The 17,932-nt window shown below is 58.1% G+C and carries 20 protein-coding genes; 6 read left to right on the plus strand and 14 right to left on the minus strand.

What is annotated here, in order from left to right; all coding sequences use genetic code 11:
* Nucleotides 1-12 precede the first annotated feature (12 nt).
* The 10 genes from ACR0ES_RS04740 to ACR0ES_RS04785 all read right to left on the minus strand — a co-directional run bounded on the left by ACR0ES_RS04740 (nt 13) and on the right by ACR0ES_RS04785 (nt 10,564).
* Nucleotides 13-1,599: an ABC transporter substrate-binding protein gene (locus ACR0ES_RS04740; RefSeq protein WP_480869718.1), complete on the minus strand. Its 1,587-nt coding sequence runs from the start codon at nt 1,597-1,599 to the stop codon at nt 13-15.
* 234 nt (nt 1,600-1,833) lie between these two features.
* A complete protein-coding gene (locus ACR0ES_RS04745) occupies nt 1,834-2,937 on the minus strand; it encodes a glycerate kinase type-2 family protein (RefSeq protein WP_480869720.1) in 1,104 nt (367 codons plus the stop codon).
* Complete coding sequence (gene dtd, locus ACR0ES_RS04750; protein WP_480869722.1) at nt 2,937-3,374, minus strand: D-aminoacyl-tRNA deacylase; 438 nt, start codon at nt 3,372-3,374, stop codon at nt 2,937-2,939. The genes ACR0ES_RS04745 and dtd overlap by 1 nt, the downstream gene beginning before the upstream one ends.
* Nucleotides 3,375-3,414: 40 nt before the next feature.
* Nucleotides 3,415-4,083, minus strand: coding sequence for a nitroreductase (locus tag ACR0ES_RS04755; RefSeq protein WP_480869725.1), 669 nt, complete (start codon nt 4,081-4,083; stop codon nt 3,415-3,417).
* Nucleotides 4,084-4,148: 65 nt separating this feature from the next.
* The gene (locus ACR0ES_RS04760; protein ID WP_480869727.1) at nt 4,149-5,252 is read right to left on the minus strand and encodes a TFIIB-type zinc finger domain-containing protein; all 1,104 of its coding nucleotides are present in this window, start codon (nt 5,250-5,252) and stop codon (nt 4,149-4,151) included.
* 47 nt (nt 5,253-5,299) lie between these two features.
* A complete protein-coding gene (locus tag ACR0ES_RS04765) occupies nt 5,300-6,445 on the minus strand; it encodes an SPFH domain-containing protein (RefSeq protein ID WP_480869729.1) in 1,146 nt (381 codons plus the stop codon).
* 22 nt (nt 6,446-6,467) lie between these two features.
* Nucleotides 6,468-7,424 carry a DUF2927 domain-containing protein gene (locus ACR0ES_RS04770; protein WP_480869731.1) on the minus strand — a complete coding sequence of 319 codons (957 nt, stop codon included), beginning with the start codon at nt 7,422-7,424 and terminating at the stop codon, nt 6,468-6,470.
* A 13-nt stretch (nt 7,425-7,437) separates the two neighbouring features.
* On the minus strand, nt 7,438-8,628 hold the full coding sequence (locus ACR0ES_RS04775) for a toxic anion resistance protein (RefSeq protein WP_267365964.1): 1,191 nt from the start codon (nt 8,626-8,628) through the stop codon (nt 7,438-7,440).
* 30 nt (nt 8,629-8,658) lie between these two features.
* Complete coding sequence (locus ACR0ES_RS04780) at nt 8,659-9,573, minus strand: 5-bromo-4-chloroindolyl phosphate hydrolysis family protein (protein WP_480869733.1); 915 nt, start codon at nt 9,571-9,573, stop codon at nt 8,659-8,661.
* Between the two features lie 175 nt (nt 9,574-9,748).
* The gene (locus tag ACR0ES_RS04785) at nt 9,749-10,564 is read right to left on the minus strand and encodes a pseudouridine synthase (RefSeq protein WP_480869735.1); all 816 of its coding nucleotides are present in this window, start codon (nt 10,562-10,564) and stop codon (nt 9,749-9,751) included.
* A gap of 61 nt (nt 10,565-10,625) precedes the next feature.
* Between ACR0ES_RS04785 and ACR0ES_RS04790 the strand changes: the two genes are divergently transcribed.
* Nucleotides 10,626-11,084 (plus strand): nucleoside deaminase, encoded by a 459-nt coding sequence (locus ACR0ES_RS04790; RefSeq protein WP_480869736.1) that lies wholly within the window; start codon nt 10,626-10,628, stop codon nt 11,082-11,084.
* Between the two features lie 25 nt (nt 11,085-11,109).
* On the opposite strand, the gene ACR0ES_RS04795 is transcribed toward ACR0ES_RS04790, so the two are convergent.
* Both ACR0ES_RS04795 and ACR0ES_RS04800 read right to left on the minus strand, forming a co-directional pair.
* Nucleotides 11,110-12,081 carry an adenylate/guanylate cyclase domain-containing protein gene (locus ACR0ES_RS04795; RefSeq protein WP_480557669.1) on the minus strand — a complete coding sequence of 324 codons (972 nt, stop codon included), beginning with the start codon at nt 12,079-12,081 and terminating at the stop codon, nt 11,110-11,112.
* A gap of 7 nt (nt 12,082-12,088) precedes the next feature.
* On the minus strand, nt 12,089-12,781 hold the full coding sequence (locus tag ACR0ES_RS04800) for a metal-dependent hydrolase (RefSeq protein WP_480486404.1): 693 nt from the start codon (nt 12,779-12,781) through the stop codon (nt 12,089-12,091).
* A 59-nt stretch (nt 12,782-12,840) separates the two neighbouring features.
* Here ACR0ES_RS04800 and ACR0ES_RS04805 point away from each other — a divergent pair, with 59 nt between their 5' ends.
* Nucleotides 12,841-13,512: a ceramidase domain-containing protein gene (locus ACR0ES_RS04805; RefSeq protein ID WP_480486402.1), complete on the plus strand. Its 672-nt coding sequence runs from the start codon at nt 12,841-12,843 to the stop codon at nt 13,510-13,512.
* A 75-nt stretch (nt 13,513-13,587) separates the two neighbouring features.
* Here ACR0ES_RS04805 and ACR0ES_RS04810 read toward each other — a convergent pair whose 3' ends face one another.
* Entirely contained in the window at nt 13,588-14,151 is a 564-nt protein-coding gene (locus tag ACR0ES_RS04810) for a DUF4202 domain-containing protein (RefSeq protein WP_480869738.1), read from the minus strand.
* Between the two features lie 157 nt (nt 14,152-14,308).
* Nucleotides 14,309-14,467 (minus strand): hypothetical protein, encoded by a 159-nt coding sequence (locus ACR0ES_RS04815; RefSeq protein ID WP_209504628.1) that lies wholly within the window; start codon nt 14,465-14,467, stop codon nt 14,309-14,311.
* 228 nt (nt 14,468-14,695) lie between these two features.
* Here ACR0ES_RS04815 and gatC point away from each other — a divergent pair, with 228 nt between their 5' ends.
* From gatC to ACR0ES_RS04835, 4 genes are read left to right on the plus strand one after another with little or no spacing between them, the layout of a single operon-like run.
* Entirely contained in the window at nt 14,696-14,983 is a 288-nt protein-coding gene (gatC, locus tag ACR0ES_RS04820; protein ID WP_267365979.1) for an Asp-tRNA(Asn)/Glu-tRNA(Gln) amidotransferase subunit GatC, read from the plus strand.
* Nucleotides 14,984-14,986: 3 nt separating this feature from the next.
* Nucleotides 14,987-16,474: an Asp-tRNA(Asn)/Glu-tRNA(Gln) amidotransferase subunit GatA gene (gene gatA, locus ACR0ES_RS04825; protein WP_480773145.1), complete on the plus strand. Its 1,488-nt coding sequence runs from the start codon at nt 14,987-14,989 to the stop codon at nt 16,472-16,474.
* A gap of 39 nt (nt 16,475-16,513) precedes the next feature.
* Nucleotides 16,514-17,218 (plus strand): hypothetical protein, encoded by a 705-nt coding sequence (locus ACR0ES_RS04830; protein WP_480486396.1) that lies wholly within the window; start codon nt 16,514-16,516, stop codon nt 17,216-17,218.
* On the plus strand, nt 17,169-17,888 hold the full coding sequence (locus ACR0ES_RS04835; protein WP_480492639.1) for an N-acetylmuramoyl-L-alanine amidase: 720 nt from the start codon (nt 17,169-17,171) through the stop codon (nt 17,886-17,888). Before ACR0ES_RS04830 ends, ACR0ES_RS04835 begins: the two co-directional genes overlap by 50 nt.
* Nucleotides 17,889-17,932: the final 44 nt, after the last annotated feature.

Here is a 17,932-nt window from a genome sequence, read left to right on the forward strand (position 1 = left end):
CCGTGGCCCGTTTTAGACGAACCACATTTTGCGGGACATATTGCCGTTCATCATCTCTTGGTTCGGATCTGATTCCCAACCATCCAGCTGATTACTGACGCCTTCAACAAAGTTGTTGAACATCGGGCAGATCAAGCCGCCTTCGTCGCGGACCAAACGGCCCATCTGGCTATAGATGCCTTTGCGCTTTTCTGCATCCAGTTCTGCACGCGCCGAAAACAACAGATCGTCAAAGGCCTGAACTTTGAAACGAGTGTCGTTCCAATCCGCAGTTGACAGGTAAGCGGTAGTATACATCTGGTCTTGTACAGGGCGACCACCCCAGTACGACGCACAGAAGGGCTGGACGTTCCAGACTTCGGACCAGTAGCCATCGTTGGGCTCACGTTTGATTTCCAGCGGGATACCAGCCTGAGCGGCCGTCTGCTGGAACAGAGCTGCGGCGTCGACAGCACCTGGGAAGGCACCATCTGCAACACGCAGGATAATCGGCGAGCCATCATGGCCAGACTTTTTGTAGTGCTCGGCCGCCTTTTCGACACTGAACTCGCGCTGCTCGATTGTTTCGTCAAACAGTGGGTAGGCCGCGTTGATCGGCATATCATTACCGATCGAACCGTAGCCTCGCAGAACCTTGTCTACCAGGTCAGCCCGATTGATGGCGTATTTCAGCGCGGTGCGCAGTTCATTGTTATCAAACGGTGCCGTGTCGCAATGCATGATGAAGACATAGTGACCGCGACCAGCGGTAGAATGTACGGTCAGGTTGGGTGCGCGGCCCAACAGGTCGGCAACTTTGGGTTCCACGCGGTTGACCGCGTGGACCTGTCCGGATTGCAGGGCAGCGGTACGCGCAGTTGCGTCGTTGATGACGATGACTTCGACACTGTCGAAATTGCCGTAATCGCTGTTCCAGTGGTTTTCGTTCTTTGTAAACAAGTGACGCACACCGGGTTCGTCAACTTCCAATTTGTACGGTCCAGTCCCGATACCTGCCCCCGGATTATCCATACCGCCATCAGGCTGAATGATCAGGTGGTAATCGGCCATCAGATAGGGCAGGTCGGCGTTTGGCTCGGTCAGGGTGACCTGGAAGTTGTCGCCGTCAGCTTTCATTGACTCAATGCCCTTCATGATGCCCAGGGCACCGGACTTGGAGTCTTCGTTCGAGTGGCGCTGCATGGTTTTCAGCACGTCTTCGCTGGTCATAGTCTTGCCGTTGTGGAATTCGACACCCTGACGCAGCTTGAAAGTCCAAACCTTAGCGTCGGCGCTGCCTTCAACGCTTTCCGCCAGACGCGGCTCGATCGAGCCGTCTGGTGCAACTTCAACAAGCTGGTCACCAAACTGTTTGCCGTTCTGAAAGGGAACCGAGCTTGCGTAGGTCGCTGGGTCCAGAGAGTTAGTGGATTCACCACCCTGAAGACCAAATTTCAAATCACCGCCCTTTTTCGGTCCAGCAGCCCGAGCGGCGTCCGCGAACATTGTGCTGGCCATCGCAGCTGAAACACCCAGAGCCGCGGCTTTCCCCATGAATTCGCGGCGGGTCATTTTTCCGGCTGTGACCTGACCGGCCATATGCGTGATTAGTTCGTTCATCGATTATTCTCCCTATCGAGTGGTTTTAACCCTTTTCGGGTTTTTGTTGACGCATGAGTCAACGTTGACTTATTTCGGCGGACCGGGCAAGGATATTTCTCCTTGATGCCGAAGGCCGAAGCGCAAGTAACTTTGTTTGGCGCGATGCCCTTTCCACAAGAATATTATGATACAGTTCTGTTTCAGGCCAGTTTCCGGGCCTTTACGGTCTGGGGTGGTGTGATATGCGTCAGTTCATCCACGTATTGCGACAACCAAGTCCATGACATTGGTGCCAGTTGGCCCGGTTGTCAGCAAGGCTTGGGCTTTGTCCAAAAACGACCCGCTGTCAGCATTTATAAGCGCAGTCATCCCGCTGTCGTTCCATGTTGCACCGGTAATGATTCCCCCTGCCGCATTGGTCGGTCCGTCTGTGCCGTCTGTGCCGCCGACAACAACTGTCAGGTTTGATTGCCCGGAGATTTCCCGCGCCAGTGCAAGTGCCAGTGCCTGGTTTCGTCCACCGCGCCCAGGGTGATCCGGCAAGACCACAGTCGGTTCCCCACCGAAGACCATCACGCCCTTCTCCATGCCGCGTAGCAGTTGGCCAAGATGTGCGGCAACCTTCAGATAGTCATCATGCAGCGCCTCTTCATTGGCCCAAACCTTTAGCCCAGCCGCTTCGGCGGCTTGTACAACCACATTGCGGGCATGGGCGTTTGAGGCCACGATCCGCGTGGTGGCCTCAAATGTGTGGCTGGAAGGCAAAGCGCCGATACCCGATCCAATGACATTGAGGTCGTCGCCCGGTACGTCCGAGATGGCCAGAACAGTCGCGCGCGCGCCCGCAAAGTGCGACAGCAACCCCCCGCCTTTGATGCGGGACAGTTTGCGCCGCTCAGCATTCATCGCGCCGATATCCATCCCTTCTGACAGCAACCTGCGGTTCAATGCTTCGAGATCGCTCAGTGATTTTCCGGGCAAAAGGTCCTCGGCCAACGAAGACGCGCCACCCGAAACCAGAAGCAGCACATGTGATCCGGGTTCCATCTGTTCCATCGCCGTACGCAGAGCGCGCCCACCCGCAAGGCTGCGGTTGTCCGGAACCGGGTGCGAGGCTTCGATCACCTCGACAGTGTCCGGCAAGTCCCGACCGTGATCGTCCTTGGTCACAACAAGCGTGGGAATCGCGCCGAACCGCGCCAAGGCTGCCCGTGCCATGGCGGCGGCGGGCTTGCCTACGGCCAGAATACGATCCGGTTTCGGGATGTCGTGCAGGGCGGCCTCGGTGGCGGTGTATCCGTCAACAGCCTCAACTCCGGCGTGCCAAAGTTGAACGGCTTGCTTTTTAGTATCCATCAAGTTTCCACCCAGATTGTGACCGGCCCGTCGTTGACGAGTTCAACGGCCATGTCGGCCCCAAATTGTCCAGTTTCCACCGCTACACCCTGCGCGGCAAGGTGGTTTGCGAAGGTGCTATACAGATGCTCACCCAGCTCGGGCGGTGCCGCCGTTGAAAACCCCGGCCTGTTTCCGCTTGTTGTATCTGCCGCCAGTGTGAACTGGCTGATCACCAAAGCCGACCCTTTTACATCCAGAAGAGAGCGGTTCATCTTGCCCGCGTCGTCTTTGAATATCCTGAGTCTGGCGGTTTTCCGCGCAAGTTTTTCAGCCTGGGCTTCATTGTCCCCCTGCATGGCGCAGACAAGAATCAAAAGCCCCGGACCGGACGCGCCAATGACGTTGCTATCGACCGATACTTTGGCTTGCGATACTCTTTGAAGCAGAGCGCGCACGTGTTTCCCCCCTTGGCGATTATCTTGCCTGAGCGAAGGTTTAGCCGCGCCAGTCGACAAAGTCACCCAGCACGGCACGATCTGTACGAAAGTTATTTGCGGGGTGCTTTCCGTCCGAATACCCAAAGGAAATCGCGCACAGGATCAGGCGGTCTTCCGGGATCCGAAAATATCTGTGCAGGAACGGGCCATACGCGGCTAATGCGGCCTGAGGAATGGTTGCCACACCCAACGCCTGCGCTGCCAACGAAAAAGCCGTAACAAACCCTCCGCAATCCATTGCGCCATATGGCCCAAGTTCCGCCGGGCTTGAGACGATGGCGCAATGCGGTGCATCGAACAGAGCGAAATTGCGCATCATTTGTCGGGCCGATCCTGCCCGGTCCCCGCGTTCCACACCGACTGCTTCATAAAGCGCCCAACCGCACGCGCGGCGGCGGTCTTGATAGACGCCGGAGTATGACGCGGGAAACGGAAGATCGGGGGCCGGTACGCCTGTTTCAGCTTCGTTTTGCATCGCAGCACGAAACCTGTCGGTCTCTGCGCCGCTTGTGATTACCAATTGCCACGGCTGCGCGTTACACCAGCTTGGGACCCGGGCCGCGCTGGCCACGATTTGTTCGATCTGCTCGTTTGGTACAGGGTCGGGCAGGAAGGCCCGGCAGGAATGGCGATTTTTCAGAAGGTTATTCAGTTCTGCAAATGACACAGGCGCCTCGTTTCTACGTCTCGACACTTAGGATGATCATGCCACGCCAGATGTACAAGAGACCGCTATTGCTGCCCGTTGGCTGCCAGATACCCGACAACCCCGGCGACGAGCAGGCCCAGAATAACGGCAATCGTGATCTTGATGGCTGACCAGGGGCGTTCCCCCTGAACCCGCCCGGTTCGGCCGTTCACCACAAATCGATAGGTTTGCCCGCGATATTTGTATGCCGCCAGCCAGATCGGTAGCAGAATATGCTTGAACGTGACGTCTCGTACCTCGGTGTCTACCGTGTGGATACGCTGCTTGTCGCCCCCAATATCGAAACGAACATCCCGTTCGATCACGCGCGCCATGTGCGCGCGGGCCTCGCTGTAGCCCTCTTTCAATTCGACCGTATACGCTTCGGCGCGAAACCCGGCGAGGTATTCTGGCTGGTAAGGCTCCAGCGCAGGCAGATCCCAAGGCTGCAGCGCGTCGGTGTAAGCCTTGGGCAGCGACTGCGAGGCCAGCACCAGGACGTCATCAAAAAACCGCGCAACACGACCCGATTTGGGCGACCAGCGCACCTTTGGCACCTGCTGCTGAACCCGTTTACCGTCCCGCATCACTGTGTGGGTTTCATAATAGATCACGCCGCGCTCACCACGGTAGGCGGACTTGGTGTCGGCATCAAAGGTCCAGTACGGAACATAGATGCCCTGCATCTTGCGGCCCTTGCGGGCATAGTCCTTCAACCCGTTTGGCGCGAACCATAACCGACCCAGCCAATCGCTCATCGCCTTGTGCGCCTCGCGCTCGTCGAAAGCAAAAGGCAGAACACCCTTTGGCTTGATATGCCGGTTCACGCCGGTGTCAGTTACCACCGGCGTGGCACAGAACGGGCATTCCGCAGCGTGCGTGTTGGGGTCGAATTCAACCTGCGCCGCGCAGTTCGGGCAGGACAGAACGCGCGTCTGTTCCAGCTCGCTGTCAGGCAGACGGTCCGCAATGGCCGCGTCAAAATCCAGTTCGCGCAGGCTGGCACCTTGCCAAGGGCCCGATCCGATTGGTTCCGAATGACCACAATGATCACATGTCAGCGTACCATTGCTAGGGCTGAACCGATAATCCGCACCGCATTGCTGGCAGGGAAAGCGGTGCTCTGCAAGGTCAGGGGCGTGTGTCATACGTTACCCAATAGTGTCAGGTCAGATGGAGGAGTATCGCGTTTCGGTCAGGCCCCCGGCGGCGGTGGCGGCAGAATGGTGAACAGTTGCGCCAGTTCCTGCACGTCACCGGCCTTTTTCCAGCCGTCCTGGCCCGCGGTCCAGACATAAGTGTCGCGCGTCAGATCGCCCTCGCTGGCCATTCGGCCCATCCTGGCTTTGGAGTATGGGCCGCTGGTCTGCCCATCCACGGCGATATGCCAAACATGCTCGACCGGCGGCGGCGGCGGGGCCGCATGAGTTGACGGTCGTGGGGCAGCGGGGGCGGGCGATCCCCACGGGCCGCTTGGCTGGCCCGCTGCCATGTTTGACATCTGCTGTGCCATCGCCATGCCCATTCCCATGCCAAGACCTGCGCCCATGCCACCGCCTTGGCTGGGGTTGCTGGCCGCAGCCGTCATTGCCTCTGCTGCGGAATACTGTGTGAACTTGCCCAGATCTCCGGCCAATCCCATCGAGGTCCGCTTGTCCAATGCGGCCTCGACCGCCGGCGGAAGCGAAATATTCTCGATGTAGAATTCCGGCATCTCCAGCCCATAAGCATCCAGCACTGGGGAAACTTCGGCCGCGATCAATTTGCCCAGATCAGCCGTGTTCGCTGCCATGTCCAATACAGGAATGCCAGATCCCGAAATAACGCGGCTGAACTCCTGCACAATGATGTTGCGCACCTGAAAGCTGATCTCGCTCATGGTGAATTCGCCGTCAGTTCCGACGATTTCCACAAGGAATCTGGCCGGGTCTTTGACCCGAACGGTATAGGTACCATAGGCGCGTATGCGGGTCGGCCCGAACTCGGGGTCGCGCAGCATGATCGGGTTCTTGGTCCCCCATTTCAGGTCGTTGAACCGGGTCGTGTTGACGAAGTAGATCTCGGACTTGAACGGCGACTGAAAGCCATGATCCCAGTGCTGCAATGTGGTCAGGATCGGCATGTTGTTGGTCTCAAGCATATAGAGACCTGGCGTGAACACATCTGCCAATTGCCCTTCGTGCACAAATACAGCCGCCTGACCTTCGCGCACCGTCAGCTTGGCACCGTATTTGATTTCATGGCCTTCACGCTCGAACCGCCAGACCATGGTGTCGCGAGTGTCGTCAACCCAATGGATGACGTCAATGAATTCTCCGGTCAGAAAATCGAATATTCCCATTTGGGTTCTCCTGTCCTTGGTGTCAGAGCGGTTGCCCCATCATTTCCCGGGCAATGACATGCACGATGGGACGGGCCTGATCGACTGTCACGCCGGGCTCCAACCGCTTGTCATAAAGCATTGTCAGCAGTTTTTCGTCATGGCTCGTCAGCAGGGCAAACTCGTCATCATCATTGAAGATCGATGGGCGCGCTGCCGGGCTGTCGTTCGACAATCCCAGCCCCTGTGCGATTTCTTCGTGGATACAGCTGCGGCGGACCAGATCGGTCAGCTCGGCCCGGATCAACGCAACGGCGCGCACATATTTGTACGGAGACGCCGTTGTCGCCGAGGCAAAAACAAAACAATCGAAATTCGATCTCGGATTTGCGACCAAATCAAGCGAAGCCTGACTGATATTCGGGATCAGCTGTTTCAGTCGTGACACGACATAGGTGCTGTCGTCCTTGCCCGCGAAAAAGACGTGGAAGTTAGCGTTTCGGGAGACCACGGAAATCGGATGATCCGTCAGCCTCGCCAGGCGCGTGGCAAAGGATTGAACCCGTTCCGCATCCTGTTCCCGAACAGCGGGCAGCACGGAAGGCCCAAACTCAGTCTGGATGCGCACCGGCCCCGACCACCGGCTGAGTTGCCCGTCTGTCTGGCGGGACCCGATGGAAACGTTTTGGGTCGGATATTCGCTGTAGAACGCAATCGCTTCGAAATTTCGCGCCAGATCCTGGGCGTCATAAGGCGTATCGGGGCCGCCCCCGTCTGTCCGCAATAACCCCCGGACCAGAAGGTCGCGTTCGACACGCTGGTAAAACCGCGCCAGATCCTGACTTGCGGCAGATGGCGGTACATAGGCATTCGCCGCAACAGAAACAGGCGCCGGGCGCGCTTGTGGTGCAATCGAGGATGTCAGTGTTTCTTCGCAATTGGCCAAAGCCAAAAACGCCGCCATCCCCAACCCCAGTTTCAGATATGTAATATCCCGCACGCCCAGTTCAGCCTCAGCCGGGGACAGCGGTTCCAGCGTTGTCGCCGGTCCCGTCTCGTCGCGCCTTGGCGGACGCCAGAGTGTCGCGCAGTTCCGCTTCCATCTTCTGCAACTCGGCCTCGGCGGCAGCACGTTTGGCTTTTCCTTCATCCGCAATGGCAAGGCTTTCGTTGATGGTGCCGATCAGGTCTGCGTTGGCCTTTTTGACAGCTTCGATATCGAACACGCCGCGTTCCATTTCCTCGCGGATCATCTTGTTCGACTGGCGCAGATTGGCAGCATTCGAAGTCAAAAGCTCGTTGGTCAAATCGTTGGCGTCGCGCACCGCGGCGGCAGCTTCGGCGCTGCGCTGAATGGTGACGGCCTGTGCCAGTTGCGTTTCCCATAGCGGCACGGTGTTCACCAGCGTCGAGTTGATCTTTGTGACCAGCGACTTGTCGTTCTCCTGCACCAGCCGGATCGACGGCAGCGACTGCATCGTGACCTGACGCGTCAGTTTCAGATCATGCACGCGGCGCTCCAGATCGTCACGCGCGGCGCGCATGTCACGCAGTTCCTGCGCTTTCATCACCTGTTCTTCTTCTGGCGCGGCCTGAACGGCGGCTTCCCTTTCGGGGATGTCATGGCTGTCCAACTCGGTCAGCTTTTCTTCACCCGCCGCGATATACAGCGCCAGTTCATCGTAGAAACCCAGAGTTTTCTCGTACAGCAAGTCCAGCGATTTGATGTCCTTGAGCAGTGTATGTTCATGTCCTAGAAGATCGTCAGTAATGCGGTCGATCTGCCCCTGAACTTCTTCGAACTGAGCGGTAAATTTCGCAAATGGCGCGGCCCTGCCCAGCAGCCTTTCCCACCAGCTACGCTCGCGGCGCACGTCCAGCTCACTGACCGAAAATCCGCGGATCGTGGTCACGATATTGCGCAGGCTGTCACCTGCCGGGCCAACATCCTTGTTGCGCACATCCGCCAGCATGGCCTGACTGATTTCCTGCAATTCGGCCTGAGCGGAAGACCCGAAAGCAACAATCGAATTGGTGTTGCCCATGTCGATCTCGTCCATGCGCTTGCGGATCTCGGCACTCACGGGTTCATCGGCTTCTTCAAGCGAGATTACCTCGGCCTTTGGTTCGGGCAGGGCAACTGCGGTGACTTCCTGCACCAGTGTTTCGGCCTGAGCCGCCTTGTTCTTGATCTCATCGGACATGGGGATGTTCCTCGCTCAAATAATGGCCGGTCAGTCCAACCGTACGCCTTCGCGCTGCAGCCTTTCGCGCAGCACGTCGATTTCGACCGTCAGATCACTGCGGTCATCCAATAGCATTTTCCGCGTACGCGCGGAGAAATTCTGTTCCAGATCATCCAGTAGCGCGATGTAGTCTGTCATCGCCTGCGCATCGCGGGTCCGGGCATAGACATCGGCGAACTTGACGGTCGCATCACGCGCGCCCTGAAGATAAACCGTCATGTATTTCCGCGCGCCCGCCAGATCGCGGGGGTCTTCCTCGACCGTTCGGAAAAGGTCACGTGCGGTGTCCTGAAACCGTTCCAAACGGGCCTCGATCCGGCGATCACCCGCGCGTTTGATGGCGTCCGTCATCTCGGAAAGACGGTTTTCCGCATCTTCAACGACCCGGGCAACGCGATCCTGCTGAAAGGTGTCAATTCCTTCCATGCCCTTGTCCTTCATCGGGTCAAACCCGAAGGAGGCCGAATGCAGCACGGTTGCTGCAGCGCCGAACAAGACAGGGGCAAGCAGGCTTACTTGCGATGCCGTTTCCGCATTCAGAAACTCTGTCCGGTAGGACGCAAGAGCGGCGCCCAGACCTGTCAGAAGGCTGGCAAAGATTTTACGGGGAAACGCAGGCCGGCGGGCAGCCTTACGGGCGTTAAACGCGGCTTCGGCCCGCAGACCTTCCCGCAGCAAAAACGCAGCTGCCGTCAGCAGGCCAGCTGCGATCAGACCAATGGTCATGCCTATCGCGCCGTCGTTCAGCGACAGAAACACCAATGGGATGGCCGGTATGAACAGGACATTGGCACGCGCGCCCGCAGGTTCGGCCCGCGCGCCATCGAATTGCCCACGGGGCTGAAGAGTGTCGCCGGACGTATCATCCTGAGGGCTGTATTTGCCGCCAAATCGCTTTGCCATGCGTTACAAGCCCCCAAGCACGCCTGTGCACACGCCAAACAAGAGCACCAGCAATACGGCGTAGGCGAATTTTTGCACTCCGCTTCCGGACATCACGCTCCCCAATTAGCAGCAATCACAGAAAATTTAGGGGATACGCAGGCTTGGCGCTAGGGGGAAGGTTGCTGAACCTGCATCACTTGCGGGGATTCTTGCCGATGGGCGGGCGTTTTCTTTGTGGTCGCGTCGGGCGTTTGGGGGGCGCTTCGGGTTTGGCATCCGAATCCAGCCCAAGTTGATCGCGCATAACGCGGCGGCGGATTTCTTCGACTTCTCCCGGCTTCAGATTGCCCAATTGGAACGGGCCGTAAGAAACCCGCAACAAACGGTTCACATTAAAACCGATATCTTCCATGGCCCGACGGATTTCTCGGTTCTTTCCTTCGCGCAGACCGATGGTCAGCCAGGCATTGGCCCCTTGCTGGCGATCCAGCGTGACGGTCATCGGCTGGAACCGCTCTCCCTCAATCACCAGCCCTTTGCGCAGCGGTTCGAAATCTTCGTCTTTCGGGCGGCCGTTTACCCGCACACGGTATTTGCGCAACCAGCCGGTCGCGGGCAGTTCGAGCTTGCGCTTGATAGCACCGTCATTAGTCAGCAGCAGCAGACCTTCGGAATTCAGGTCAAGCCGACCAACACTCATCACCCGCGGCATGTCTTCGGGCAGCTTGTCGAAAATCGTATCGCGCCCTTTTTCGTCGCGGGTTGTCGTAACCAGCCCAGCAGGCTTGTGATACAGCCACAAACGCGAGGGTTCCGGTTCCGAGACCGGTTTGCCGTCGACAATGATCTTGTCTTTTGCCGTCACGTTCAGGGCGGGGCTGTCGATGGTCTTGCCATTCACAGCCACGCGGCCAGCTTCGATCATGCGCTCGGCCTCGCGCCGCGACGCGACGCCAGCGCGGGCCAGGACTTTGGCGATCCGGTCGCCGGGAGGAGGGGTCTTGTTCATGTCTGGGCCATACCCTATCCCGCGCGCTTGCGAAAGGCAGGTTTCTGATGCAGTCAGGGGCATGGTATTCAAATCGCATATGGAACAGGCGCTGCGTGAGGCGCGCGCAGCAGCGGATCGCGGCGAAGTGCCCGTTGGCGCGGTCATTGTCGGGCCGGATGGCTCTGTTGTGGCGCAGGCAGGAAACCGGACGCGTGAGTTGAACGATCCTACTGCGCATGCAGAAATCTTGGCTTTGCGCGCGGCCTGTGCCTATGCCGGATCTGAAAGACTGCCCGGATATGATATCTATGTGACACTGGAACCCTGCGCCATGTGTGCAGCGGCACTGGCGGCCGCGCGCATCCGGCGCGTTTACTATGGGGCGTCCGATCCCAAATCCGGCGGCGTGGCCCATGGCGCGCGGGTTTTTTCCCACCCGCAAGCACATCACAAGCCCGAGGTCTATGACGGCATAGCCGCCAAAGAATGTGAAAACCTGCTGCTGGATTTTTTCGCGGAAAAACGAATAGAAAAATGACCGTGATCTGACAGGACGGCCACTGTCAGTTCCAGTCCAGGCGATACACTGTCTGCTGCCCGCCGAACCCTTTCAGTGCGACCGATTTTGGCGAGCTGAACCTCAGACCGCCCTCCGGGCTGACCAGCAATCTGGTCACGTCGGTGACATGAATTTCATTCGGGCCACTTACGTCTGTCACGCGCGCGGCCTTATTGACGACGGACCCGAAGAAATCCTCATCTTTCTGTATGACGTCGCCGGTATGAATTCCAATCCGCAGACCCAGAGGTGTTTCGGAATTTGCCAATGCGTTCTTTCTTTGCAGCTCGATTGCTGCCTGAATCGCATCCTGGACCGTCGGGAAGATCGACATCGTGCCATCCCCAAGGGATTTGACCAGCCGTCCCTGATGGGTTTGGATAAGGTGTTCAGCCAGATCAAAATGGCCGGAAATAAGCTGGGCCCATTTTTTGTCACCCAAGTGCCAGGTGATATCTGACGACCCGACAATGTCAGTGAACATGACCGAAGCGGTTCCCTCGGTCTGATCCTGTGTGAACTCCTGTTTTGCGGCTTCGATCAGTGCATTCAACACCGAATGCTCGATGCCGATCTTTTCCATGTTCGAGGTCGGGTTAGACACATGCAGCTGCACCATTTTCCAGACGCCGTCTTCCAGATGCAGAACAAATGTAAAGCGGTGCCAGGCTGAATTGCCGTTCGAATGAAAGGTCAGCGTCGCTTCGCAAAATGCCCAGCCTACATCCCCACATTCAAACGCTTCCAGCGAATGTTCCTGCCAGTCATAGTCCGGGATTTCGTTGGTGTGATCGGCGAAGCCACGCCGAAACACCTGCCCGGACCATGCCTCTTCATCCGCCGAGCCCTGATACCGCAGGTGTTCCGAGGATGACAGCATATTGACCAGCGCAGCCCGATCCTTGTCATGAACGGCCTGATTCCATCGCCGTACAACTGCGATCAGTTCCGGTGAAGGGACAATGTCGCTGGTCATATCATCCCTACAGCTTTATCGCCTGCATAACTTGCGGTTCGATGACGTCTACACCCGGCAAAGCACCTGCCAGCGCCTGAGCGGATTGCTCAAGAATCGGGAAGGTCTTGTAGTGGCAGGGAATTACCGTCTTGAAGTTGAAGTATCTTTTGGCGGCGTAGGCGGCAGCTTTCATATCCATGGTGAAATGCCCGCCCGCTGACAGGATTCCAATATCGGGTTTGTAGTAATCCCCCATCCAGTCCATGTCGGCCATGATGTCGGTATCACCTGAAACATAAAGCATGCGCCCCTCGGCACTGATCATGAAGCCGACCTCGCTGCCGCCTGTGCGCAGGCCGTCCGGTGTCGAAAAGGTCGAGCTGTGAGAGGCCGGGACCATTGTTACCTTGACCCCGTTCAGGTTGACCGTGCCGCCCTTGTTGAAACCAATGGTCTCGATGCTTTCGGCTTCGGCCCAGTACCCCATCAGGTCATATTGTCCCACAACCGGAATCTTCAGGTGTTTGGCCAAAGGCAGAACGTCGACGACATGGTCAAAATGCGTATGGGTCAGAAGGATGTGGGTGGCGCCATCAACGGCGGCGTCATGCTGTTCCTCGGGCAAGACCGGGTTGCCGGTCAGCCAGGGGTCGATTAGCAGCACCTGTCCCTGGGTTTCGATACGGAAACTTCCATGGCCCAACCAGATAATGTTCATAATTATTTCCTCCCAATCATTCTGTTGGCGGCAGCCTAACATCGGATAAGTAAATTTCCATGGATTGGTTTCGTGAAATAGACGGGTACTGCGAGCGGCTGTCTCCAGCCTACTGGGCCGAGCCCGTTAACGCGGTCACAAACGCTGCTTTTCTGATTTGCGCATGGGTCATGTGGCGGCGGGTGCGCAATCAGAACATGCCGCTGGCCAAGGTTTTGGTGGCGCTTCTGGCGATCATCGGGTTTGGCAGTTACCTGTTCCACACGCATGCGCAGGTATGGGCGGCTTTGGCGGATGTCGCGCCCATACTGTTGTTCATATTGGTCTATATTTTCGCGGTGAATAAAGACATCTGGAGGATGCCTTTGGGGGTGGCGCTCGGGGGAATGCTTCTTTTTCTTCCCTATGCGACGGCTGCTGTCCCACTGTTCCAACAGGTTCCGGGGCTTGGAGGGTCGGCGGTTTATGCGCCGGTCCCTTTGCTGATCCTGATCTATGCTGTTCTTTTGCGCGGCCGTGATCCGATTCTGGCCAAAGGACTGATAATCGGGGCGTTGATCCTGATCTTGTCGATTACCTTCCGTGCCCTCGATATGCGTTTCTGCGGCCAATGGCCGGTGGGGACACATTTCATGTGGCATATCCTGAATGCCATTATGCTGGGCTGGATGATCGAAGTGTATCGTGCGGCTCTCATCAGGGGCCGCGTCACCCAAACTCGTGGATCATGAGCATATGGCACGGAGGCCTGTCGTGACCATCCTTCAGGTTTATTATTCGGTCGATGAAACGGCGTTGGCCTTTTCTCAGTCTTGAAAGGCTGCGGCCAGATGATCCGGCAGGTCGAATTCGCTTAAAACCCGTGCGCGGCCCTCGGGCGACATCTTGCGGGCAGTCTTTTCAACAATGCTCTGGATTTTCTCGGCTGAGTGTTTCGCCGCAAAGGGCTGGAAATACCATTTCAGAAACACAAAGCAGATCACATCTTCCAGCGCCTGCACCTCTGCATCGCGTTTGATGCCTTGCTTGCGCAACATGCGACCCGCGGCTTCGGCCTGCTCAGTGTCATAGCCTTCTTGGGTCATCAAACTCATCACCACGTCCGCGTGGTGTACACCTTGCGCCTTGCGCCAGGCCAGATAACCCGCCCGACCTTCCGGGAATTCATTGCGGGCAAGTTTCCACCGCTCCACATGTTGACCACGCGCCGCAATCTGCAAGGCGTCGGACGCGCCCGGAAACAGGCGGTCAAGCTCTGCGCTCATGCGCTCGCCGTAAAGCTGCGCTTCGGGGCGGCCATCATCGCGGTTGGGGTCATTTGCATTCGCCGCATCGATGGCATCCAGGACCGCTTGTTTTTGCGTGTTCATCAGCTGCTCCACTTGCTTGTCAGAACCGCAAGTGCCTTATGCAGTTCCCTTTTGGTATTTGCAGCAATGCTAACGACTCGCTTTGGGCTGTGCACCCTCGAATATGCGTTTTGGCCGGGTCGGAGAGGGGAAATCCGACCCAGCCGGAACCTGCGCATCACTTTGCAGGTTTAACCTTGTCCTGAGTGACCGGTTCCGTCACGGGCGAGGGGAAGGTCAAAGTGCGTGTCAGGTTGCTTGTGTCGATACCCAAGGCCATGGCCGGTGCGGCCAAAAAGGTGGCGGACAAGACTGCGGCAATCATCAGGGGTTTCATGTTTTTCTCCGGTTTGCGTTGTGTCGCACAACTAGAAATGAACAGTACAGTTCAGTTTTCAAGGACAATATTGAACTAATTAGTTTACTTTTTTGCATACCACTCATTCAGTTTTGAATGGCGGGTGTCATGCGGTGGATCTCAAACTCGGGACGGCCCATGGCGCAGTGGTCTTGCGACTGCCGCAACAGACAGGTAAACGCCCCATAACGTAGATGAGGGAAGCCGATGTCGATTGACCAAAGCACCGCCGCCAAAGTGGCCAAACTGGCCCGGATCAAGGTCGAGGATGACGCGCTGCCGGCGCTGGCATCCGAGTTCAACACCATCCTCGGGTTCATCGAACAGCTGAACGAAGTGGATGTCGAAGGTGTCGAGCCGATGGTCTCGGTCACGCCGATGCGGCTGAAACGCCGTAAGGACGAGGTAACCGACGGCAACCAGCAGGGCAAGGTGCTGGCCAACGCCCCTGACGCCCGCGAAGGGTTCTTCGCAGTTCCCAAAGTGGTGGAGTAAGACATGAGCGAGCTGAACAAACTGGGTCTGGCCGAGGCGCGCGATGCGCTGCGCTCAGGTGACGTCACTTCTGTCGAGCTGACCGACGCCTGCCTGAAAGCCATTGACGAGGCAGATGCGCTGAACGCCTTTGTCCACAAGACACCCGAACTTGCAATGGAGCGCGCCAAGGCTGCGGATGAGCGGATCCAGCGTGGCGACGCACCGTCGATGTGTGGCCTGCCGATCGGCATCAAGGATCTGTTTTGCACCAAGGGTGTGCCGTCGCAGGCGGCGTCGAAAATCCTGGAAGGGTTCAAGCCGGAATACGAATCCACCGTTTCTCAGCAACTGGCCGACGCAGGCGCGGTGATGCTGGGAAAACTGAACATGGACGAATTCGCCATGGGATCGTCCAATGAAACATCGACCTATGGCAATGCGGTCAGCCCGTGGCGCCGTGGCAACGATGATGCGCAACTGACACCGGGCGGCTCGTCTGGCGGGTCTGCGTCTGCCGTGGCTGCTGATTTGTGCCTGGCTGCGACAGGTACCGACACCGGAGGCTCGATCCGCCAGCCTGCGGCCTTCGTTGGCATCACGGGCATCAAACCCACCTATGGTCGTTGCTCGCGGTGGGGTATCGTCGCCTTTGCGTCCTCGCTGGATCAGGCAGGACCAATGACCAAGAACGTGCGTGATGCAGCGATCATGCTGGAAACCATGTGCGGGCATGACCCCAAGGATTCGACCAGTGCCGAACTGGCGGTCCCAAATTTCGAGGCCATGCTGACCGGTGACATCAAGGGCAAGAAGATCGGTATCCCGAAAGAGTACCGTATGGAGGGTATGCCCGCCGAGATCGAAAAACTCTGGGCCGATGGCGCTGCGATGCTGAAAGCCGCGGGGGCCGAGATTGTCGATATCTCGCTTCCGCACACCAAATACGCGCTGCCCGCCTATTACGTGATTGCCCCGGCCGAGGCATCTTCGAACCTCGCCCGCTATGACGGTGTTCGCTATGGTCGCCGTGCACAGCTCGCGCAGGGCGATGGCATCACCGAGATGTACGAAAAGACCCGCGCCGAAGGTTTTGGCCCCGAGGTGCAGCGCCGCGTGATGGTCGGCACATATGTGCTGTCCGCAGGTTTCTATGACGCCTATTACAATCGCGCGCGCCGGGTCCGGACCCTGATCAAGAAAGACTTCGAAGACGTGTTCGCCGCAGGCATCGATGCCATTCTGACACCGGCAACCCCTTCGGCGGCTTTCGGTCTGGGGGAAATGACCGAGGCGGACCCTGTTCAAATGTATTTGAACGACGTCTTTACGGTTACCGTGAACCTCGCTGGCTTGCCCGGTATCTCGGTCCCCGCAGGGCTGGATGCACAAGGTCTTCCCTTGGGGTTGCAGCTGATCGGGCGCCCGTGGGAAGAAGGTGACTTGCTCAACACCGCTTATGCGCTGGAAACCGCAGCCGGTTTTGTGGCCAAGCCCGGCAAATGGTGGTAAGCCTTCGGGCAAGTGAATTACTGAAGACGGAGCCAAACAATGCGTGTTTTGCTTTTGGTCCCGGCCCTGACACTGGCTGCGGCCTGCACCAATGTCGCGCCGTTGACCAGCACGGGTTTCAACACGCCTGAATATCAGGCGCAGCGCGAGGCTCAATTGGCGGGCCAGGGCGGGGCGGTCAATCCGCTGCTGGCTCCGGTCGATGTTTCCCAGCAACCACTGGGCACACCGGGATCATCGACCTTTGCAACAGGTGAGAATGCGGACATCGCCAACCAGACCGCCGCAGCGTTGGCCAGCACGTCCGGGCAATCCTCGGTCTCCGCGTCGCCGTCTTCCGGCTCCAACAGCAGCGCAATCTCTGACGAGCAGGACTTCGCAGCCGTGTCCGAGAGGCGCAGCATCCAATCCGATGCCGCCCGGATTGAGCAAAACCGCCAGACCTACAAAGTCGTCGCTCCAACCGCCGTGCCTGAGCGCACGGCGAGCGGCCAACCGAATATCGTACAATATGCGCTGAGCACCTCCAATCCGGTGGGCACACAACTCTACAGCCGTTCCGGTTTCAACCTGCAAGCCAAGTCACAGCGGAACTGCGCGCAATTCCCGTCACCGGATCAGGCTCAGATCGAATTCCTGTCCAATGGCGGTCCGCAACGTGACCGCAAGGGTCTGGACCCGGATGGCGACGGCTATGCCTGTGGCTGGGACCCCAGCCCGTTCCGCAGTGCCGTTAACAACTGACGCCTTAACGCCGATCTGGCATCCGTCTCCGAATTTCGGCAAGCGCCGGGGCGGGATGGTGCCATCCTTGATCGTGATCCACTATACGGCCATGGACGGTGCGCAGGCGGCTCTGGATCGCCTATGCGACCCGGCTTCCGAAGTTTCGGCTCATTACCTGATCGGGGGTGATGGCACCCTGTGGCAAATGGTGCGTGAAGAAGATCGCGCCTGGCATGCCGGCGCAGGGGAATGGGACGGCAAGGACGACATCAACTCGCGCTCGGTTGGGATTGAACTGGATAACACCGGCAAACATCCGTTCTCGCAGCCGCAAATGGCGGTGCTGGAACAGTTGTTGCCCCTGATCATGACCCGCTGGTCCATTGCGTCGTCCGGGGTCATTGGGCATTCCGATATGGCGCCCGGCCGTAAATGCGATCCTGGGCCGCGCTTCGACTGGAACAGGCTCGAAAAGCAAGCGCTGGCCAAACCGCGCGGCACAGGAGTTGATCCGATGTCACCCGATGCAGAAGCATTTCGCGCCTCTGCTCGGATGGCAGGTTTCACCGCCCCCGTGGACGATGCAAAACTGCTGGCCGCTGTCCGGTTGCGATTTCGCCCCTGGGCGAAAGGTCCGCTGGACATGGCGGATATGAATGCGGTCACCCCGTCGGACACAACAACCTGATCCGCTCTTCATCTGGCCAAAAATATCCCGGGGTTGAATTGGCC

Source organism: Ruegeria sp. N7 (assembly GCF_056531345.1).